This is a genomic window from Arthrobacter sp. P1_B4 (assembly GCF_056406555.1).
The window spans coordinates 46666-61606 of sequence record NZ_JBFTZW010000006.1 but is presented as its reverse complement, the minus strand read 5'-3'; the positions used below and the strand labels follow the sequence as shown (position 1 = coordinate 61606).

Here is a 14941-nt window from a genome sequence, read left to right as displayed (position 1 = left end):
GCGGTTCGCAAAAGGATGAAATCCCCCCGGCCTGCGGGCTAGGCTCGACGTCATGGACCACACGACCACTCTCACGCAGCACATCAAGGCTCCGGCGGACGCGGTCTGGGCGGTGGTGTCGGACATTCCCGGATCTGCCGCGACCCTGTCCGGCGTCGAATCGATCCAGATGCTCACCGACGGACCCTATGCCGTGGGCACCCGCTGGAAGGAAACCCGCACCATGATGGGGCGCGCGGAAACGGTGGAGATGTGGGTTGCCCAGTCCGAGGCGCCGTCGAACGGCCGGGGCGGCAGCACCACCGTGAAGGCCCTCCAGGGCGGCGCCGGCTACACCACCAGGTTCGCGCTCGCCGAGCGCGGCGGCGGAACCGACCTCACGCTGACCTTTGGCGCCGAAGTCATCAAACCGACCCGGTTCAGCAGGATCATGCTCACCGTGTTCGGTCCGCTCGGGATGCGCATCACCCGCAAGGCGCTTGCAAAAGACCTGGCGGACATCGCGGCCAAGGCCGAGTGCCAGTGATGGTCCGGCGCACCGCGGCGGAGAAAACCCCCAAGGTCACCGCCCCCCGGCTCGCGCCGGTCCGGCCCGGGGATCTGCAGGACGACCCTGCCCCGGAGTTCCGTCGGGGTGTTCGGTACGACGGCGTCCGCTACAGCCGCGCATCGGCAGACGGTCTGGACCTGGGCGGTACGGACTTTGCCGAGTGCGAATTCACCGGGGTGTCCTTCAATGAGACGCAGCTGCGGGGCGCGACTTTCCGTGACTGCATTCTGACCGAGACATACGCCCCGGTGCTGATGGCGGCCCGGACCAGCCTGCGGGATGTCGAGATCGGCAACCCCCGCTGGGGATCGGCGGAGCTCTATGAAAGCGGCTGGCAGTCCGTGCGGATCGACGGCGGCAAACTCGACTACGTGAACCTGCGCGGATCCAAGCTCACGGACGTGCAGATCAGCGACTGCATCATTAACGAGCTGGATCTGGGCTCCTGCACCGCCACGCGCGTCGCCTTGAAGAACTGCACGATCGGCACCCTCGATTTCACCGGAGCCCGGCTCAAGGACTTCGACCTCCGGGGCACCGACTTCCGCACCATCAGCGGTCTGGGCAGTCTGTCCGGCCTCGTCGTCGACGATCACCAGCTCACCCTGCTCGCTCCATTGCTCGCGGCTCATCTGGGCGTCGTCGTCGCGTAATCCGGCGGCATCCGGTTGACCCCCTTGCTCCGCCGTGTAATCTTTATAGAACGAACGGTCGGTAAATTACTCTGCTGCCGGCCCCGCTTTCTTGGTGAAGGATGTTCTCATGGTCGAGGCTTTTCTTGTTGGCGGCGCCCGCACTCCCGTGGGCCGCTACGGCGGCGCCCTCTCCGCAGTCCGCCCCGATGACCTGGCCGCACTGGTAGTCCGCGAGGCTGTGGCCCGCGCCGGCATCGATCCGGACACCATCGACGAGGTCATCCTCGGCAACGCCAACGGTGCCGGCGAAGAGAACCGCAACGTGGCCCGCATGGCCACCCTCCTTGCCGGGCTGCCCCTCCACATCTCCGGCATCACCGTGAACCGGCTCTGCGCCTCCGGGCTCAGCGCCATCATCATGGCCAGCCACATGATCAAGTCCGGCGCCGCGGACATCGTGATCGCCGGCGGCGTCGAATCCATGAGCCGCGCCCCCTGGGTCCAGGAAAAACCCCGGACCGCCTTCGCCAAACCGGGCGAAATCTTCGACACCTCCATCGGCTGGCGTTTCGTCAACCCCCAGTTCACCAAGGGCGAGCTGTCCCGGGACGGCAAAATGACCTACTCCATGCCGGAGACGGCAGAAGAAGTGGGGCGGGTTGACGGCATCTCGCGGGAGGACGCCGACGCCTTCGCCGTCCGCTCCCACGAACGCGCCCTGGCCGCCATCGCCGCCGGCCGCTTCGCCGAGGAAATCGTCCCCGTGACCGTCAAGACCCGCAAGGGCGAGACCGTGGTGGACACCGATGAGGGCCCCCGCGCCGGCACCAGCATGGACGTCCTCGCCGGGCTCCGGCCGGTAGTCAAGGGCGGCTCGATCGTCACCGCCGGCAACTCCTCCACCCTCAACGACGGCGCCTCCGCCATCATCGTTGCCTCGGAGGCCGCGATCCAGAAGCTTGGCCTCACGGCCCGCGCCCGCATCATCGACGGCGCCTCAGCCGGCTGCGAGCCCGAGATCATGGGCATCGGCCCGGTCCCGGCCACCCAGAAGGTGCTCGCCCGTTCCGGGCTCAGCGTCGAGGACCTCGGCGCCGTCGAGCTCAACGAGGCGTTCGCGACCCAGTCCCTGGCCAGCATGCGCCGGCTCGGCCTCGACCCGGAGATCGTGAACCGCGACGGCGGCGCGATCTCCCTGGGTCACCCGCTGGGGTCCTCCGGATCCCGGATCGCCATCACACTGCTGGGCCGGATGGAACGCGAAAACGCCAAAATCGGCCTCGCCACCATGTGCATCGGCGTCGGCCAGGGCACGGCCATGCTGCTGGAGCGCGTCTAGTGGCGGCCCCGGCCCTCGACCCGGCTGGCTTCGGCACGCTCCTGGTCGAAGAGCGCGAGGACCGCGTGGTGGTGGTGCTCAACCGCCCCGAGGTCCGCAACGCGATCGACCAGCAGATGGTCGATGAACTCCACACCGTCTGCGCCCATCTCGAGCGGCACCCCAAAGTCCTCATCATCGCCGGCACGGACGGGGTGTTCGCCTCCGGCGCCGACATCGGCCAGCTGCGCGAACGCCGCCGCGACGATGCCCTGCAGGGCATCAATTCCACCATTTTCGTCCGGATTGCCAAGCTGCCGATGCCCGTCATCGCGGCACTGGACGGCTTCTGCCTCGGCGGCGGCGCCGAACTGGCGTACGCCGCCGACTTCCGGATCGGCACCCCGTCCGTCCGGATCGGCAATCCCGAAACCGGACTCGGCATCCTGGCCGCCGCCGGCGCCAGCTGGCGCCTCAAGGAACTCGTGGGGGAGCCCGTCGCCAAGGAAATGCTGCTCGCCGGTTCCGTGCTGCGCGCAGAACGTGCCCTCGCGGTCAATCTCATCACCGAAATCCATGACCCGTCCGATCTGATGGCCGCGGCCCACAGCGTCGCCGACCGGATTGCCACGCAGGATCCGCTCGCCGTCCGGATCACCAAATCCGTGTTCCATGCCCCGGCCGAGGCGCATCCCCTCATTGACCAGCTGGCACAGGGGATCCTCTTCGAATCCCAGGCCAAGTTCGACCGTATGCAGGCTTTTCTGGATAAGAAATCAGAAAAGAAGTCAGCCAAAGAATCAGGGAAGCAGAAATAGACATGGGCAACTCCGCACTCCCCGCCAACCTTCCCGCCAGTGATCTTCCCAACAGCAACCTTCCCCACTCCGTGGGAGTCCTCGGTGGCGGCCGCATGGGCGCAGGCATCGCCCACGCCTTCCTGATCAACGGAGCCAACGTCGTGGTCGTCGAGCGCGACGAGGCGTCGGCCGAGGCCGCCCGGGAGCGGGTCGAGTCCGCCGCCGCCAAGAGCATTGAGCGCGGCGCCGTGGACGGGAACCTGGACGAGATCGTTTCCCGGCTCGAGGTCACCGTGGACTACGACGACTTCGTCGGCCGGCAGCTTGTGGTCGAGGCCGTTCCGGAGGACTGGGACCTGAAGATCACCGCGCTGCGCGGCATCGAGGAACGGCTCGCCGACGGCGCCTACCTCGCCTCCAACACGTCCTCGCTCTCCGTCAACGGTCTGGCCCGCGAACTGAAGCGGCCGCAGAACTTCCTGGGCCTGCACTTCTTCAACCCGGTGCCGGCGTCGACGCTCATCGAGGTGGTCCTCGGCGAGCAGACTTCCGACGCCCTGGCCCAGGCCGCCCGCGGGTGGGTCGAGGCGCTCGGCAAGACCGCCGTCGTGGTCAACGACGCGCCCGGCTTCGCCTCCTCCAGGCTGGGCGTCGCGATCGCCCTCGAAGCGATGCGCATGGTGGAAGAGGGCGTGGCCACCGCGGAAGACATCGACAACGCCATGGTGCTGGGCTACAAGCACCCCACGGGACCGCTGCGGACCACCGACATTGTGGGCCTGGACGTGCGCCTCGGCATCGCGGAGTACTTGCAGTCCACGCTTGGTGACCGTTTCGCTCCGCCGCAGATCCTCCGCGACAAGGTCGCCCGCGGCGAACTGGGCCGCAAGTCCGGCAAGGGCTTCTTCGACTGGACCAAGTGACCGGCATTCGTGCCTGCCCCTAGGATGGTGCGGTGACCTCCCTGGACCGCCCCGCGATTGCGCCCATCACCCTGACCGGCAAGTACGTCGTCCTTGAGCCGCTGAGCCAGGACCACCATGACGGCCTTGTCGAGGCGGCACGCGACGGCGAGCTGTGGCACCTCTGGTACACCAGCGTGCCCGCCCCGCAGCACATGGCCGCCGAGATTGAGCGTCGCCTGGCCCTGCGGGACAGCGGCGCCATGCTGCCCTTCACCACGCGGCTGCTGGACCCCGCCACGGGCGGGCCGGGCCGGGTGATCGGCATGACCACCTACATGAACATCGACGCCGCCACGCCCCGGGTGGAGATCGGCTCCACCTGGAACGCGGCGTCCGCGCATGGCAGCGGCAGCAACCCGGACTCCAAGTTGCTGCTGCTGCGGCACGCCTTCGAGACGCTGGGCTGCCCCGCCGTCGAGTTCCGGACGCACTGGCTCAACCACCAGTCCCGCGAGGCGATCACGCGGCTGGGGGCCAAACAGGACGGCGTGCTCCGCAGCCACACGCGCAGCGCCGACGGGGCGCTGCGGGACACCGTGGTGTATTCCATCCTGGAACATGAATGGCCGATGGTCCGGAACTCCCTCGAAGCCCGGCTGGCCAAGCGGCGCTAGCGTGCCGAGTAGGCCTTGGCCCCGTTAAGCGATGCGAAGTACGCCTCGTATCCCCGGGCGTTCGGGTGGAAGTTTTCGGGACTGGCGAGGGCCGTACGGCTGAAATTGATCCACGGGGCCGCAGAGTTCACGCCGTGACCTGCGAAAGCGGCCCGCACATCGACGTACTCAGCTCCGGTGGCCCGGGCGGCGGCGGCGATGGAGCCGTTCAGGCCGTCCGCCAGGACCGTGGCCTTGTAGATGAACCGGGACATCGGATCAGCCTGGCCGGGCGCGACCGGATCGTAGAGGTAGGGGTAGCCCGTCACTACAACCTTGGCGTTGGGGGCCGCAGCCTTCACGCGCTGGATCATCGCTGTCACGTCGCTGGACAGCCGATGGCTGGAGATCTGGCCCTCGGCGTAGGCACTGGCTGCATCGCACAGCGGCCCCGCAGCGGGATTGACCATGGCGGCGCCGCAGGAGGCGAGGATTTCCGCAAACCGGAGGTTGTTGCCGCCGGCGGTGATGGTGACGAGCCCGGTGGTCCTGGTCAGCCGCCTGAGCTGGGTGTTGACGACGTCCTGGGTCGTCTTGCCGCTGCAGGCCGCGTTGGCGACGAGTTTGATGGTCTTCGTGTGGGCAGCGAGTTCGGAATAGCTGTTCTCGCTGCGGTAGCAATCATCCAGGTACGGCCCCGCCCCCAGCCCGGCGGCATAGGAGTCTCCGAGCGCGACGTACCGGGTCCTGTCCGCCGCCTCCGCCGGTACCGCCGCCACACCGGCCGCCATGGCCAGGGCGGCGAGACCGGCCGCCAGAGCGGTCCGCCGGCGTCGTAGTTTCAGAGGTCCCATGGTGTTCTCCTCAGTGGCACCCTGGGTTCAGCGCCCGTGCCGTGAAAAAGGTGTTGCGAAGCGTTAACCCCGCACCATGCCAATGGTCCCATTGTGTATAACGTTTGTGAATCCTGCCGCGGATCGCGCCGGTGCGTGTGCTTAGCTTTCTGGATGATGATTCCTGCAGCGCCCCTGGGCCAAGCCAAGGGGCAGGCGGTGCCCGGAACCGTGGAGTGGGAGGGGGCCGTCAACGCGTGGCACGTGGCCGGGGACGTGTTCCGCATGGGACGGCGGGAGTGGCTCACCGAGTCCGGCTGGCGGCAGGTGCACCGCCGGGGCATCCGGACCGTCATCGACCTCCGCAACGAAGCCGAAATCCGGCGTCGGGAGACCGATCCGCCGGTGCGGGCTGAGGCCCTGGCCGGTTTCGACGTCGTGCTGGCCCCCACCGAAGACCCGGACAACCGCGAATTCCGCGAGCTCTGCGTGCCGTACCTCAACGACCCCTCCTGTTATGCGGACAACGCCAGGCTGTTCCCGCACCTGCTGGCCCGGGTCTTCAAGGCGGTGGCCGCCGCGGAGGGCGGTGTGGTCATCCATTGCTCCGCGGGGCGGGACCGGAGCGGCATGATCGCCGCGATGCTCCAGGACCTCGCCGGTGACAGCGACGAGGCCATTGTGAGCGGCTACCAGCGCTCCATGCGGGGCATCAACGAGCACCTCCGGCACGCCGCCGTCCCGCATCCCCACGAGCGTTTCTTGCCTGAGAACGTGCTGGTGCCCCTGCTGGAATCCCGGGGCAAGAGCCTGCTGCAATTTGTCCGCTCCCTCAACACCGCGGACTACCTCTTCCGCCACGGCGTGACGACCCCGGAGCTCGCGGCCATCCTCGGAAAGCTCGACCGATAGGGTGGGCGCAGTTAGGGTAGGCCAGTGAAGACTCCGAAGTTCCAGCCGATGGTGCGGGCCGCCGCTGCCCTCGCGATTGCGCTTGCCGGTACCGTGCCTGCCTTTGCGCTGACCGCGGTCCCGGCCATGGCCGAAGCCAACGCCCCCGCCCCAGTCCCTGCAGACCCGGCGCCGGCTGCGTCGGCGATCGCGACGCCGGTTTCGACGGCGGTCCCGGTCCCGGCTGTGTCTGCGGTCCCGACGGCGGTCCCGGCTGGCGCGCCTTTGGCCGGTTCTTCTCCGGTGCCGTCCGTGACGCCGATCAGCGACGCCGGCCTCGCCGAGGCCGTGCGGCGGGACCTTGGCATGACCCTCGCGGAATTCGACGCCGCCGGTGCGCTTGCCCGCCGGGCCGCCGACGCCGCGCCCTCCCTGCGTGCGCTTCCCGGCTATGTGGGGATCAGCCTCGCCGGCGGCAAGATCGCGGTTGAAGGCAGCGGCGCCGAACTCCGGGCCCGCGTGGCCGAACTGAACGGGTCCGGCCCGGCCGACTTCCTGCTTGCCGCCCCCGCGGCCGCCGCCGCTGTCCCGTCAGCCGCGGAGCTGCTGGCCTCCAGCACCCAGCAACTGTTCGAGGCCTATGTCCGCGAGGTCGGGGCCGCCGGGCTGCAGGCTGTCACCTACACAGACGGCCACTTTGTCATCCGCACCGGCGGCACCAACACGGCGCAGTCCGTTCCGGCTGCCGACGCCCTTCCCGCCGCCGCTGTTCCCGCCGCCGCTGTTCCCGCCGCCGCTGTTCCCGCCGCCGCTGTTCCCGCCTCCGGCACGGGTGTGCAGCCGGCGAAAGCTCCGGGCCCGGTGCCGAAGATGTCCGCGGGCGAATTCGTGGCCCGCTACGCCAACGTGACGCTGGAACAAGGATCCCGGATCACCACCGAGGAGGACTACTTTGGCGGCCAGGGCTACATCGTTGACGGCCTAGCCCTGTGCTCGGCCGGGTTCGGGGCCTTCAGCCCCGCGGGCGAGCCTCTGGTCCTGACCGCCGGGCACTGCGCCGGTGACGGCTCCGCGAAGCAGGCCGAGATCGAAAATCCGGCAGGGGCGCCAGCGGCCGGGGGTGCAGGTTCTGGCGCGGCCGCCGGGATCCTGGGCACCTTCGGGTTCAGCCAGTTCGGCGGCACCGGCAATTCCAAAGTTGCGCCGGACGGCACCAACGTCGGCACGGACATCGCCGTCCTCCACGGCATCAGGAGCGGCCTGGACCTCCAGCCCGCCGTCACCCGATGGGACAAGCCCTCCGACCCGGGGCCGACGTCCGTGAAGATTGTGGGAACAGTGGCTCCTTTCCAGGGCCAGCCCGTGTGCCGGTCCGGCCGGACCACCGGGTGGAGATGCGGCACGGTGGACTCGGTCGGCATCTGGGCCATGGTTGGGCCAAATTCACTACCGCCCGATTATGACAACGATCTCCGGGCGGTCCGGGGCTTCGACTCAACGTCCGTCACCTCCGGCGGCGGGGACTCCGGCGGCCCGTGGATCAGCGGGAACTTCGCCGTCGGGCTGCACACGGGGGCGGAAAGTACCGATCAGGGCGTCCAGACGCGGGCCATCGCGACCAGCCTCGAGGACGCCATGGGCCAGGTCCCCGGCGGTGTCCAACTGCAACTGTTCCTGGCCAAGCCAGCGCTCGCTGCGGCCTCCAACGGAACCGTCACGGCCGGTGAGCCGATTACCGGGCACATCGATGCCGGTCCGGCCTCCGTGGTGGCTCCGAATTCCAAGGTCCGCATCACCGTCCTGAACCAGAAACCAGGCCAGACCTCAGGCCAGAAGGACGGCCAGCCCCTGGAAGTACCGGTCGACGCGTCGGGAAACTGGCAGCTCCCTGCACCGTCGTTGGCCGGGCCCTTCAAGTTCTCGGCTGAGACCGTGAACGGCTTCAGCGGCTCCGGCGCCGTCGCCCTGTCCGTCGATGTCTCCCGCCTCGCGGCTCCGGCCATCACCTCACCGGTGGACGGCCAGCCGGACGGCCCGGGACTCACCGCCATCGAAACCATCGAGGGCACCGGAGAAGCCGGAGGCACGGTGCGGCTCTCCGGCGACTTCACCGGGACCGGGCTCGTCGACGCAGACGGCCGCTGGAGCATCAACGTGGCCGATCAGCCGGTCTTCGGAAAAATTTCGGTCACGGCAGTGCTCACGGCCCCCGGAGAAATGGACAGTCCCGCGGCGACCCGCACCTACACCGTCATTCCGCCGGCTCCGGCGGTGTCGAACCTCAGGGACGGCCAACACCTGCGACAGGACGCCCTGCCAGCCACCATCTTTGGCACGGCCCTTCGAGGTGCCGGCGTGGCCGTGGCTGTGGACGGGGTGGCCGTGGACTCCGTGCAGGCCGGTTCCGGTTTCGGAGCGGGCAATGCCGCGCTCGAGCCCGGGACCGCGCAGACCTTGGCCGGCAGTGCCCGGTGGAGTGTCACGTTCCCCGCGGAACTGGCCGCCGGTGCGCACACCTTGACCGTGACGCAAAGCATTGACGGCGCCGCATCGCCGCCGGCCGCCGTGGCGTTCAGCGTCGACGCCGCGCCCGTTTCCGGGGAAACTCCGGCCGGGCCGCCAGCCGGGACAACGGGATCCGTGCAGCCGGCAACGCCTGGCCAGCCGGCGGTCCCGCAACAGCCCGCCAACCCGGCCGGGGCTCCCGCCGGACCGGTCAAACCGGTGCAAGCTCCCGCCCCGCCGTCGGACACCTCCGTCATTATGGGCRGCACAGCACCGGACAACACGGCACCAGGCAACACGGCACCAGGCAACACGTCGGGCACCACAGGCCAGCTAGCGAGCACGGGCGCAGGCGGGCTCCTGCCCTTGGCGGGTCTCGGCGCCGGTGTCCTGCTGCTCGGCGCGGCCTTCGTGGCGTTCGGCCGGCGCCGGGCGGTGCGTTAGCCGGGGGCTCCAAGCCCGGGCTCGCCGGAAAGCCGCGGGGTCGCCGTACGGCTACGGCGACCCCGCAAGTTTTGGGCGAATCCGGGCGTTCGGGAGGAAACAGCGAGCCGCGGGTTACTGGAAGTCAGCCAGCCAGAGATCCGGGCCGAAAACCTCGTACTGAATGTCCTTGGCGGGGACGCCACCGGCAATCAAGGCGCTCCGAACCGACTTCAGGAACGGCAGGGGGCCGCAGAGGTAGTACTCGGCGTCGTCCGGGAGTTCGACGTCGCTGACGTCCATGAAACCGGAGAGCACGGAACCGGACGCCCCGCCGGTCTCGCGCGCCCCGCCGGTCTCGCGCGCCTCGCCGGTTTCGCCCGCCTCACCGGTCCCCGCTGTCTCCGCGGGAGTCAGGAACCACGTCTTCAGGGTCCCGTCCGCGAGTTTCGCGAGATCGTCCGTGACCTGCGCGCGGAGCGGGAAGGATGCCTCGCTGTCGTCGGCATGCAACAGCATCACCTGGCGTCGTGAACCGGACTGCACCAGGTGGGAGAGCATCCCGGCCATGGGCGTGATGCCGATTCCCGCGCTGGCCATGACCAGGGGCCTGTCCGTGTACTCCAGCACAACGTCGCCGAACGGAGCCGAGAGCACCACCTCGTCGCCTACCTGCACTTCATTGTGGAGCAGACTGGACATCTCGCCGTCGGGAGTCGGAAGCCCGTGGACCCTCTTGACGGCGAACTGCCGGTGCTGGCCGTCATCGGCCTTGGTCAGGCTGTATTGCCGGGGCTGCTGTACGCCGTCGGGCATGGTCATCTTGAGGGTCACGTACTGCCCGGGCAGGGACGGCTTGACGTCCCGTTCGTCGGTCCGCTCGACGACGAACGAGACGACGTCGGCGGTCTCCTGGATCCGCTGCACAACCCGCCACGTCCGCCAAATGGTCTCGGGGGAGAGGTGCACTGCGTTGTACAGCCCGCGCTCCTTGTTGATAAGCAGGTTCGCCATCAGCCAGTAGACCTCGTCCCAGGCGGCGGCGACCTCGGGAGTGACGGCATCGCCCAGAACATCCACGATCGCCCACATGAGGTGGTCGTGGACAATCTGGTACTGGTCCGGGCTTAGTCCCAGCGAGACGTGTTTGTGGGCCACCCGGGAGAGCAGATGGTCCGGCACCTGGTCCGGTTTCTCTACGAGCATGCCGGCGAAGGCCGCGATGGATCCGGCGAGCGCCTGCTGCTGGCGGCCGTCCGCCTGGTTTCCCCGGTTGAAGAGCCCGTCCAGGAGATCCGGCTGCGCCTCGAACATATGTTTGTAGAAGCGCTTGGCGATTTCCTCGATGTGCTCACCGACTACGGGCAGCGTTGCCTGAATGACGGGAAGTGAGGTGTCTGAGAGCATGGTGGATCCCTTCCGGTGAGACCGGTGATACCCGGCGGTGCCGGGCGACTCAGCACTTCCAAGCTAACAGCCGCGGCACCGTGCCTTCCGGGCCGATCGGCCCTACAGCGGGGGCGGGGTCCGGTGTAGGCGGGTGCTCACGCCCTCGGCCCGAGTTCGCCGGAAAGCTCCCGGGTCGCCGGAAAGATACGGCGAACCCGCACGGTTCCGGCGACTCCGAGGGTCGGGGCAGAAGTCAGGCCTTGCGGTCCAGCAGCAGGTTGGTGATCCGCAGCGTGCAGATTCGCTGGCCGGTCTCGTTCGTGATCAGCACCTCGTGGGTGGTCAGTGTGCCGCCCAGATGGATAGGGGTGGCCGTGATCGTGATCAGTCCCTCGCGGGCCGACTTGTGGTGCGTGGCCGAGACGTCGACGCCCACCGCCGTCTTGCCCAGGGTGCTGGCGTGGATGACGGCGGCCCAGGACCCCACGGCCTCGCCCACGGCCAGTGAGGCGCCACCGTGCAGGAGCCCGAACGACTGCCGGTTGCCCTCCACCGGCATGGTCGCGACCACGCGGTCCACGGACTCCTCGACGATCTTCACGCCCATCTTCTCGTCGAGTTCCCCCAGGGTGATTTTCCACAACTCGGTGCTGCCGGTCTCGGGCGTCATAGCGTCTCCTTTGTTGCCGGCCGGCCGGGTCCCGGACGGTCGGTGCCGCCGCGGCTAGTGTGCGGCAGGCCTCCTTCATGTACTGTAGATCATATTACCGAACGGACGGTCAGTAATGTTCCGGCCGTGTTGATCTTGCTCCCCCGTTGGAAGGACCCGTCAACGATGACCACCACAGCCGCACCCGCAGTAGACACTGTCGAGATCGTTCCCAGTTTCATCCGGGGTTCCTGGTGGACTCCCGACGACGCCGCCGCCGCCGGCGCGGCGCCGGTACTGGACGCCAGCACCGGCGAACTCCTGGCGAAGGTGAGCACCGAGGGGCTCGACCTCGCCGCCGTCGTGGATTACGGCCGCACCACCGGCCAGACGGAACTTGGCACGCTGACCTTCCACCAGCGCGCGCTCAAGCTCAAGGAACTGGCGCAGTACCTCAATGGCCGCCGCGAGGAGTTCTACGCGCTCTCGGCGCAGACCGGCGCCACCAAGATCGACTCCATGATCGACATCGACGGCGGCATCGGCGTCCTGTTCACCTTCGGGTCCAAGGGCCGCCGGGAGCTGCCCAACTCCCAGGTGGTGGTGGATGGCCCCATGGAGGTGCTGTCCCGCGACGGCTCGTTCGCCGGTGAGCACATCTACACCCGCATCCCCGGCGTCGCCGTGCAGATTAACGCCTTCAACTTCCCGGTCTGGGGCATGCTGGAGAAGCTTGCCCCGGCCTTCCTCGCCGGCGTCCCCACCATCGTCAAGCCCGCCACCCCCACCGGGTACGTGGCCGCCGCCGTGGTCAAGGCGATCGACGAATCCGGCATCCTGCCCACCGGCTCGCTGCAGCTGATTTCCGGCTCGGTCCGCACGCTGCTGGACCACCTGGACTACCGCGACCTCGTGGCCTTCACCGGCTCCGCGTCGACCGCCAACACGCTCAAGTCGCACCCCAATGTGGTCAAGGGCGGGGTCCGCTTCACGTCCGAGACCGACTCCCTGAATGCCGCGATCCTGGGCCCGGATGCGGTCAAGGGCACACCGGAATTCGACGCCTTCATCAAGTCCCTCGTCACCGAGATGACCGCCAAGGCCGGCCAGAAATGCACCTCGATCCGCCGCGCGATCGTGCCGCAGGAACTCGTCGCCGACGTCACTGCCGCCGTGGGGGACCGCATCCGCGAACGCGTCGTGCTCGGTGATCCCCGCGCCGAGGGCGTCACCATGGGCGCCCTGGCCTCCCTCGAGCAGCTCGCCGACGTGCGCGCCGCCGTACAGTCCATGCTCGACGCCGGCGGGGAGCTCGCCTACGGCACGCTCGACGCGCCCAAGGTCACCAGCGCGGACGGCAGCATCGGCGTCGTCGACGGCGGCGCCTTCATGTCCCCGGTCCTGCTGAGCTGGGCCAACCCGGAGGCCGAGGAAGTCCACTCGCTCGAGGCCTTCGGCCCGGTGTCGTCGGTGATCGGCTACACGGACCTGGCCGACGGCGTCCGCCTCGCCGCCCGCGGCGGCGGCTCGCTCGTCGCCACGGTCTGTACGAACGATCCCGCCGTGGCCCAGCAGCTGGTCACCGGCATCGCGGCCCACCACGGCCGCGTGCTCATGCTCAACCGCGAGGACGCCCGCAGCTCCACCGGCCACGGCTCCCCGGTCCCGCACCTGGTCCACGGCGGTCCCGGCCGCGCCGGCGGCGGCGAAGAGCTCGGCGGGATCCGCTCGGTGATGCACCACATGCAGCGCACCGCCATCCAGGGCTCGCCGAACATGCTCACCGCCGTCACCGGGCTCTGGCACACCGGAGCGGACCGCAACTTCACGCTCGAGACCGAGGGCCAGCACCCGTTCCGGAAATCCCTCGCCACCCTGCACATCGGCGACGCCATCCGCTCGGAGCTGCGCGAGGTCTCGCTGGAGGAAATCACCAAGTTCGCGAACTCCACCGGCGACACCTTCTACGCCCACACCAACCAGGAAGCTGCCGCGGCCAACCCCTTCTTCCCGGGCATCGTGGCGCACGGCTACCTCCTGCTCAGCTGGGCCGCCGGCCTGTTCGTGGAGCCCGCGCCGGGACCGGTCCTGGCCAACTACGGCCTGGAGAACCTGCGGTTCATCACCCCCGTGGCCGCGGGCGATTCCATCCGCGTGACCCTGACGGCCAAGAAGATCACCCCGCGCGAGACCGACGAGTACGGCGAGGTGGCCTGGGACGCCGTCCTGACCAACCAGAACGACGAAATCGTCGCGACTTACGACGTCCTGACCCTCGTCGAGAAGTAGCCTCACCCGACGCTCCCTCACGTCCTGCGGGTCCAGCGCGGACGCTCCCTCACTAGTGCGGGAGCGTCCGCTGTTGTTCTGCCGCGAGTGGGGGAGCGTTGCTTGTTCGGAGGCGCAATTTGTAGGGGCTTTCGACCCCGCTCCGGCGTAAAATCTTGCTCGTAGGAGGTGGCGAAATGACCCTAGTACTCAATAAAGCCACAACAGTCCTGCCAGTTGATGATGCAGAGCGTGCCCGGCATTTCTACGCGGACACTTTGGGGCTCCCGCACCGTGGCGTGGCAGATGACGGAAGCGAATTGTTCGGCTCAGAAGGCGGTCCAATGCTGCAGCTGATGCCAGTCAAGGATGGAATGCATTCAGAGCACACCACCCTGAGCTTCGAAGTCAGCGAGATCGAGCGCACGGTCCAGGAAATGGAAGCCAAGGGCGTCATGTTCCAGGACTACGATCGCCCGGACCTCAAGACCGAGAACCATATTTGTACAACGGATTCAGAGAAGTGCGCCTGGTTCATGGACTCCGAGCACAATATTCTGTGCGTGCACGAGAACATCACCACGGCAGCTGATTACCAGCTCTAAACGGCGGGCAACGGCGGATTTTCGGGCGCTCCGGCTCAGCGGGGCGCCCTTTTCTGTTGCCCGCCGTCATCCAGGGCGCCTCGCCGCCTTCCGGTGGCGCGGGCTGGTCAGCTTCCGTTGTACTCGTCGTCGGTGATGTGCTCGCCCCACGTGGTGGTCGTCGCTGCGTCCTCGCCGTTCTGGAGCATGGCGATATGTTCCATGAAGCAGCCAGGGGCGGCCGCGTGCCAGTGCTCCTCGCCGGGCGGCGTGTAGAGCGTCTGGCCGGGGTGGACTTCGACGATCTTGCCGTCCCGGGTTCCGAACCGGCCAACACCCTGGGTGACGCGGAGGTACTGGCCGTGTTCGTGGGAGTGCCAGGCGGTGCGGGCCCCGGGCGCAAAACGGACGGTCGCGACCACCATCGTCTGATCCGGCTCGTGCGGGAGCGCGATCGGATCGAGCCAGACGTCGCCGGCGAACCGGGCCGGCGGGTTCTTCGCAGTGGGGACAGTGGGTTCGATGTTCATGGTGATCC

Annotated in this window: 14 protein-coding genes; 10 read left to right on the top strand and 4 right to left on the bottom strand. The window is 68.3% G+C overall.

Annotated features, from left to right (window positions below):
• The first annotated feature begins 52 nt into the window (after positions 1-52).
• The 6 genes from AC1D1W_RS04690 to AC1D1W_RS04665 all read left to right on the top strand — a co-directional run bounded on the left by AC1D1W_RS04690 (position 53) and on the right by AC1D1W_RS04665 (position 4882).
• Positions 53-526, top strand: a complete 474-nt coding sequence (locus tag AC1D1W_RS04690; protein WP_476943075.1) for an SRPBCC family protein — start codon at positions 53-55, stop codon at positions 524-526.
• The gene (locus AC1D1W_RS04685; RefSeq protein ID WP_476943074.1) at positions 526-1203 is read left to right on the top strand and encodes a pentapeptide repeat-containing protein; all 678 of its coding nucleotides are present in this window, start codon (positions 526-528) and stop codon (positions 1201-1203) included. Before AC1D1W_RS04690 ends, AC1D1W_RS04685 begins: the two co-directional genes overlap by 1 nt.
• 109 nt (positions 1204-1312) lie before the next feature.
• Positions 1313-2524, top strand: coding sequence for a thiolase family protein (locus AC1D1W_RS04680; RefSeq protein ID WP_476943073.1), 1212 nt, complete (start codon positions 1313-1315; stop codon positions 2522-2524).
• The gene (locus AC1D1W_RS04675; RefSeq protein WP_476943072.1) at positions 2524-3321 is read left to right on the top strand and encodes an enoyl-CoA hydratase/isomerase family protein; all 798 of its coding nucleotides are present in this window, start codon (positions 2524-2526) and stop codon (positions 3319-3321) included. Before AC1D1W_RS04680 ends, AC1D1W_RS04675 begins: the two co-directional genes overlap by 1 nt.
• A 2-nt stretch (positions 3322-3323) precedes the next feature.
• Entirely contained in the window at positions 3324-4226 is a 903-nt protein-coding gene (locus AC1D1W_RS04670; protein WP_476943071.1) for a 3-hydroxyacyl-CoA dehydrogenase family protein, read from the top strand.
• A 32-nt stretch (positions 4227-4258) separates the two neighbouring features.
• A complete protein-coding gene (locus AC1D1W_RS04665) occupies positions 4259-4882 on the top strand; it encodes a GNAT family N-acetyltransferase (RefSeq protein ID WP_476943070.1) in 624 nt (207 codons plus the stop codon).
• On the opposite strand, the gene AC1D1W_RS04660 is transcribed toward AC1D1W_RS04665, so the two are convergent.
• A complete protein-coding gene (locus AC1D1W_RS04660) occupies positions 4879-5715 on the bottom strand; it encodes an SGNH/GDSL hydrolase family protein (protein ID WP_476943069.1) in 837 nt (278 codons plus the stop codon). The two genes, AC1D1W_RS04665 and AC1D1W_RS04660, sit on opposite strands and share 4 nt — an antisense overlap.
• Positions 5716-5868: 153 nt before the next feature.
• Here AC1D1W_RS04660 and AC1D1W_RS04655 point away from each other — a divergent pair, with 153 nt between their 5' ends.
• Positions 5869-6606, top strand: a complete 738-nt coding sequence (locus tag AC1D1W_RS04655; RefSeq protein WP_476943068.1) for a tyrosine-protein phosphatase — start codon at positions 5869-5871, stop codon at positions 6604-6606.
• Between the two features lie 24 nt (positions 6607-6630).
• Positions 6631-9534, top strand: a complete 2904-nt coding sequence (locus AC1D1W_RS04650; RefSeq protein ID WP_476943067.1) for a S1 family peptidase — start codon at positions 6631-6633, stop codon at positions 9532-9534.
• Between the two features lie 114 nt (positions 9535-9648).
• Here AC1D1W_RS04650 and AC1D1W_RS04645 read toward each other — a convergent pair whose 3' ends face one another.
• Positions 9649-10920, bottom strand: coding sequence for a globin domain-containing protein (locus tag AC1D1W_RS04645; RefSeq protein WP_476943066.1), 1272 nt, complete (start codon positions 10918-10920; stop codon positions 9649-9651).
• A 235-nt stretch (positions 10921-11155) separates the two neighbouring features.
• Positions 11156-11572 (bottom strand): PaaI family thioesterase, encoded by a 417-nt coding sequence (locus AC1D1W_RS04640; RefSeq protein ID WP_223913660.1) that lies wholly within the window; start codon positions 11570-11572, stop codon positions 11156-11158.
• Between the two features lie 165 nt (positions 11573-11737).
• Here AC1D1W_RS04640 and paaZ point away from each other — a divergent pair, with 165 nt between their 5' ends.
• Entirely contained in the window at positions 11738-13840 is a 2103-nt protein-coding gene (gene paaZ / locus AC1D1W_RS04635; protein ID WP_476943065.1) for a phenylacetic acid degradation bifunctional protein PaaZ, read from the top strand.
• Between the two features lie 176 nt (positions 13841-14016).
• A complete protein-coding gene (locus tag AC1D1W_RS04630; protein ID WP_028276383.1) occupies positions 14017-14424 on the top strand; it encodes a VOC family protein in 408 nt (135 codons plus the stop codon).
• Between the two features lie 107 nt (positions 14425-14531).
• On the opposite strand, the gene AC1D1W_RS04625 is transcribed toward AC1D1W_RS04630, so the two are convergent.
• Positions 14532-14933 (bottom strand): (R)-mandelonitrile lyase, encoded by a 402-nt coding sequence (locus AC1D1W_RS04625; RefSeq protein WP_476870370.1) that lies wholly within the window; start codon positions 14931-14933, stop codon positions 14532-14534.
• Positions 14934-14941 lie beyond the last annotated feature (8 nt).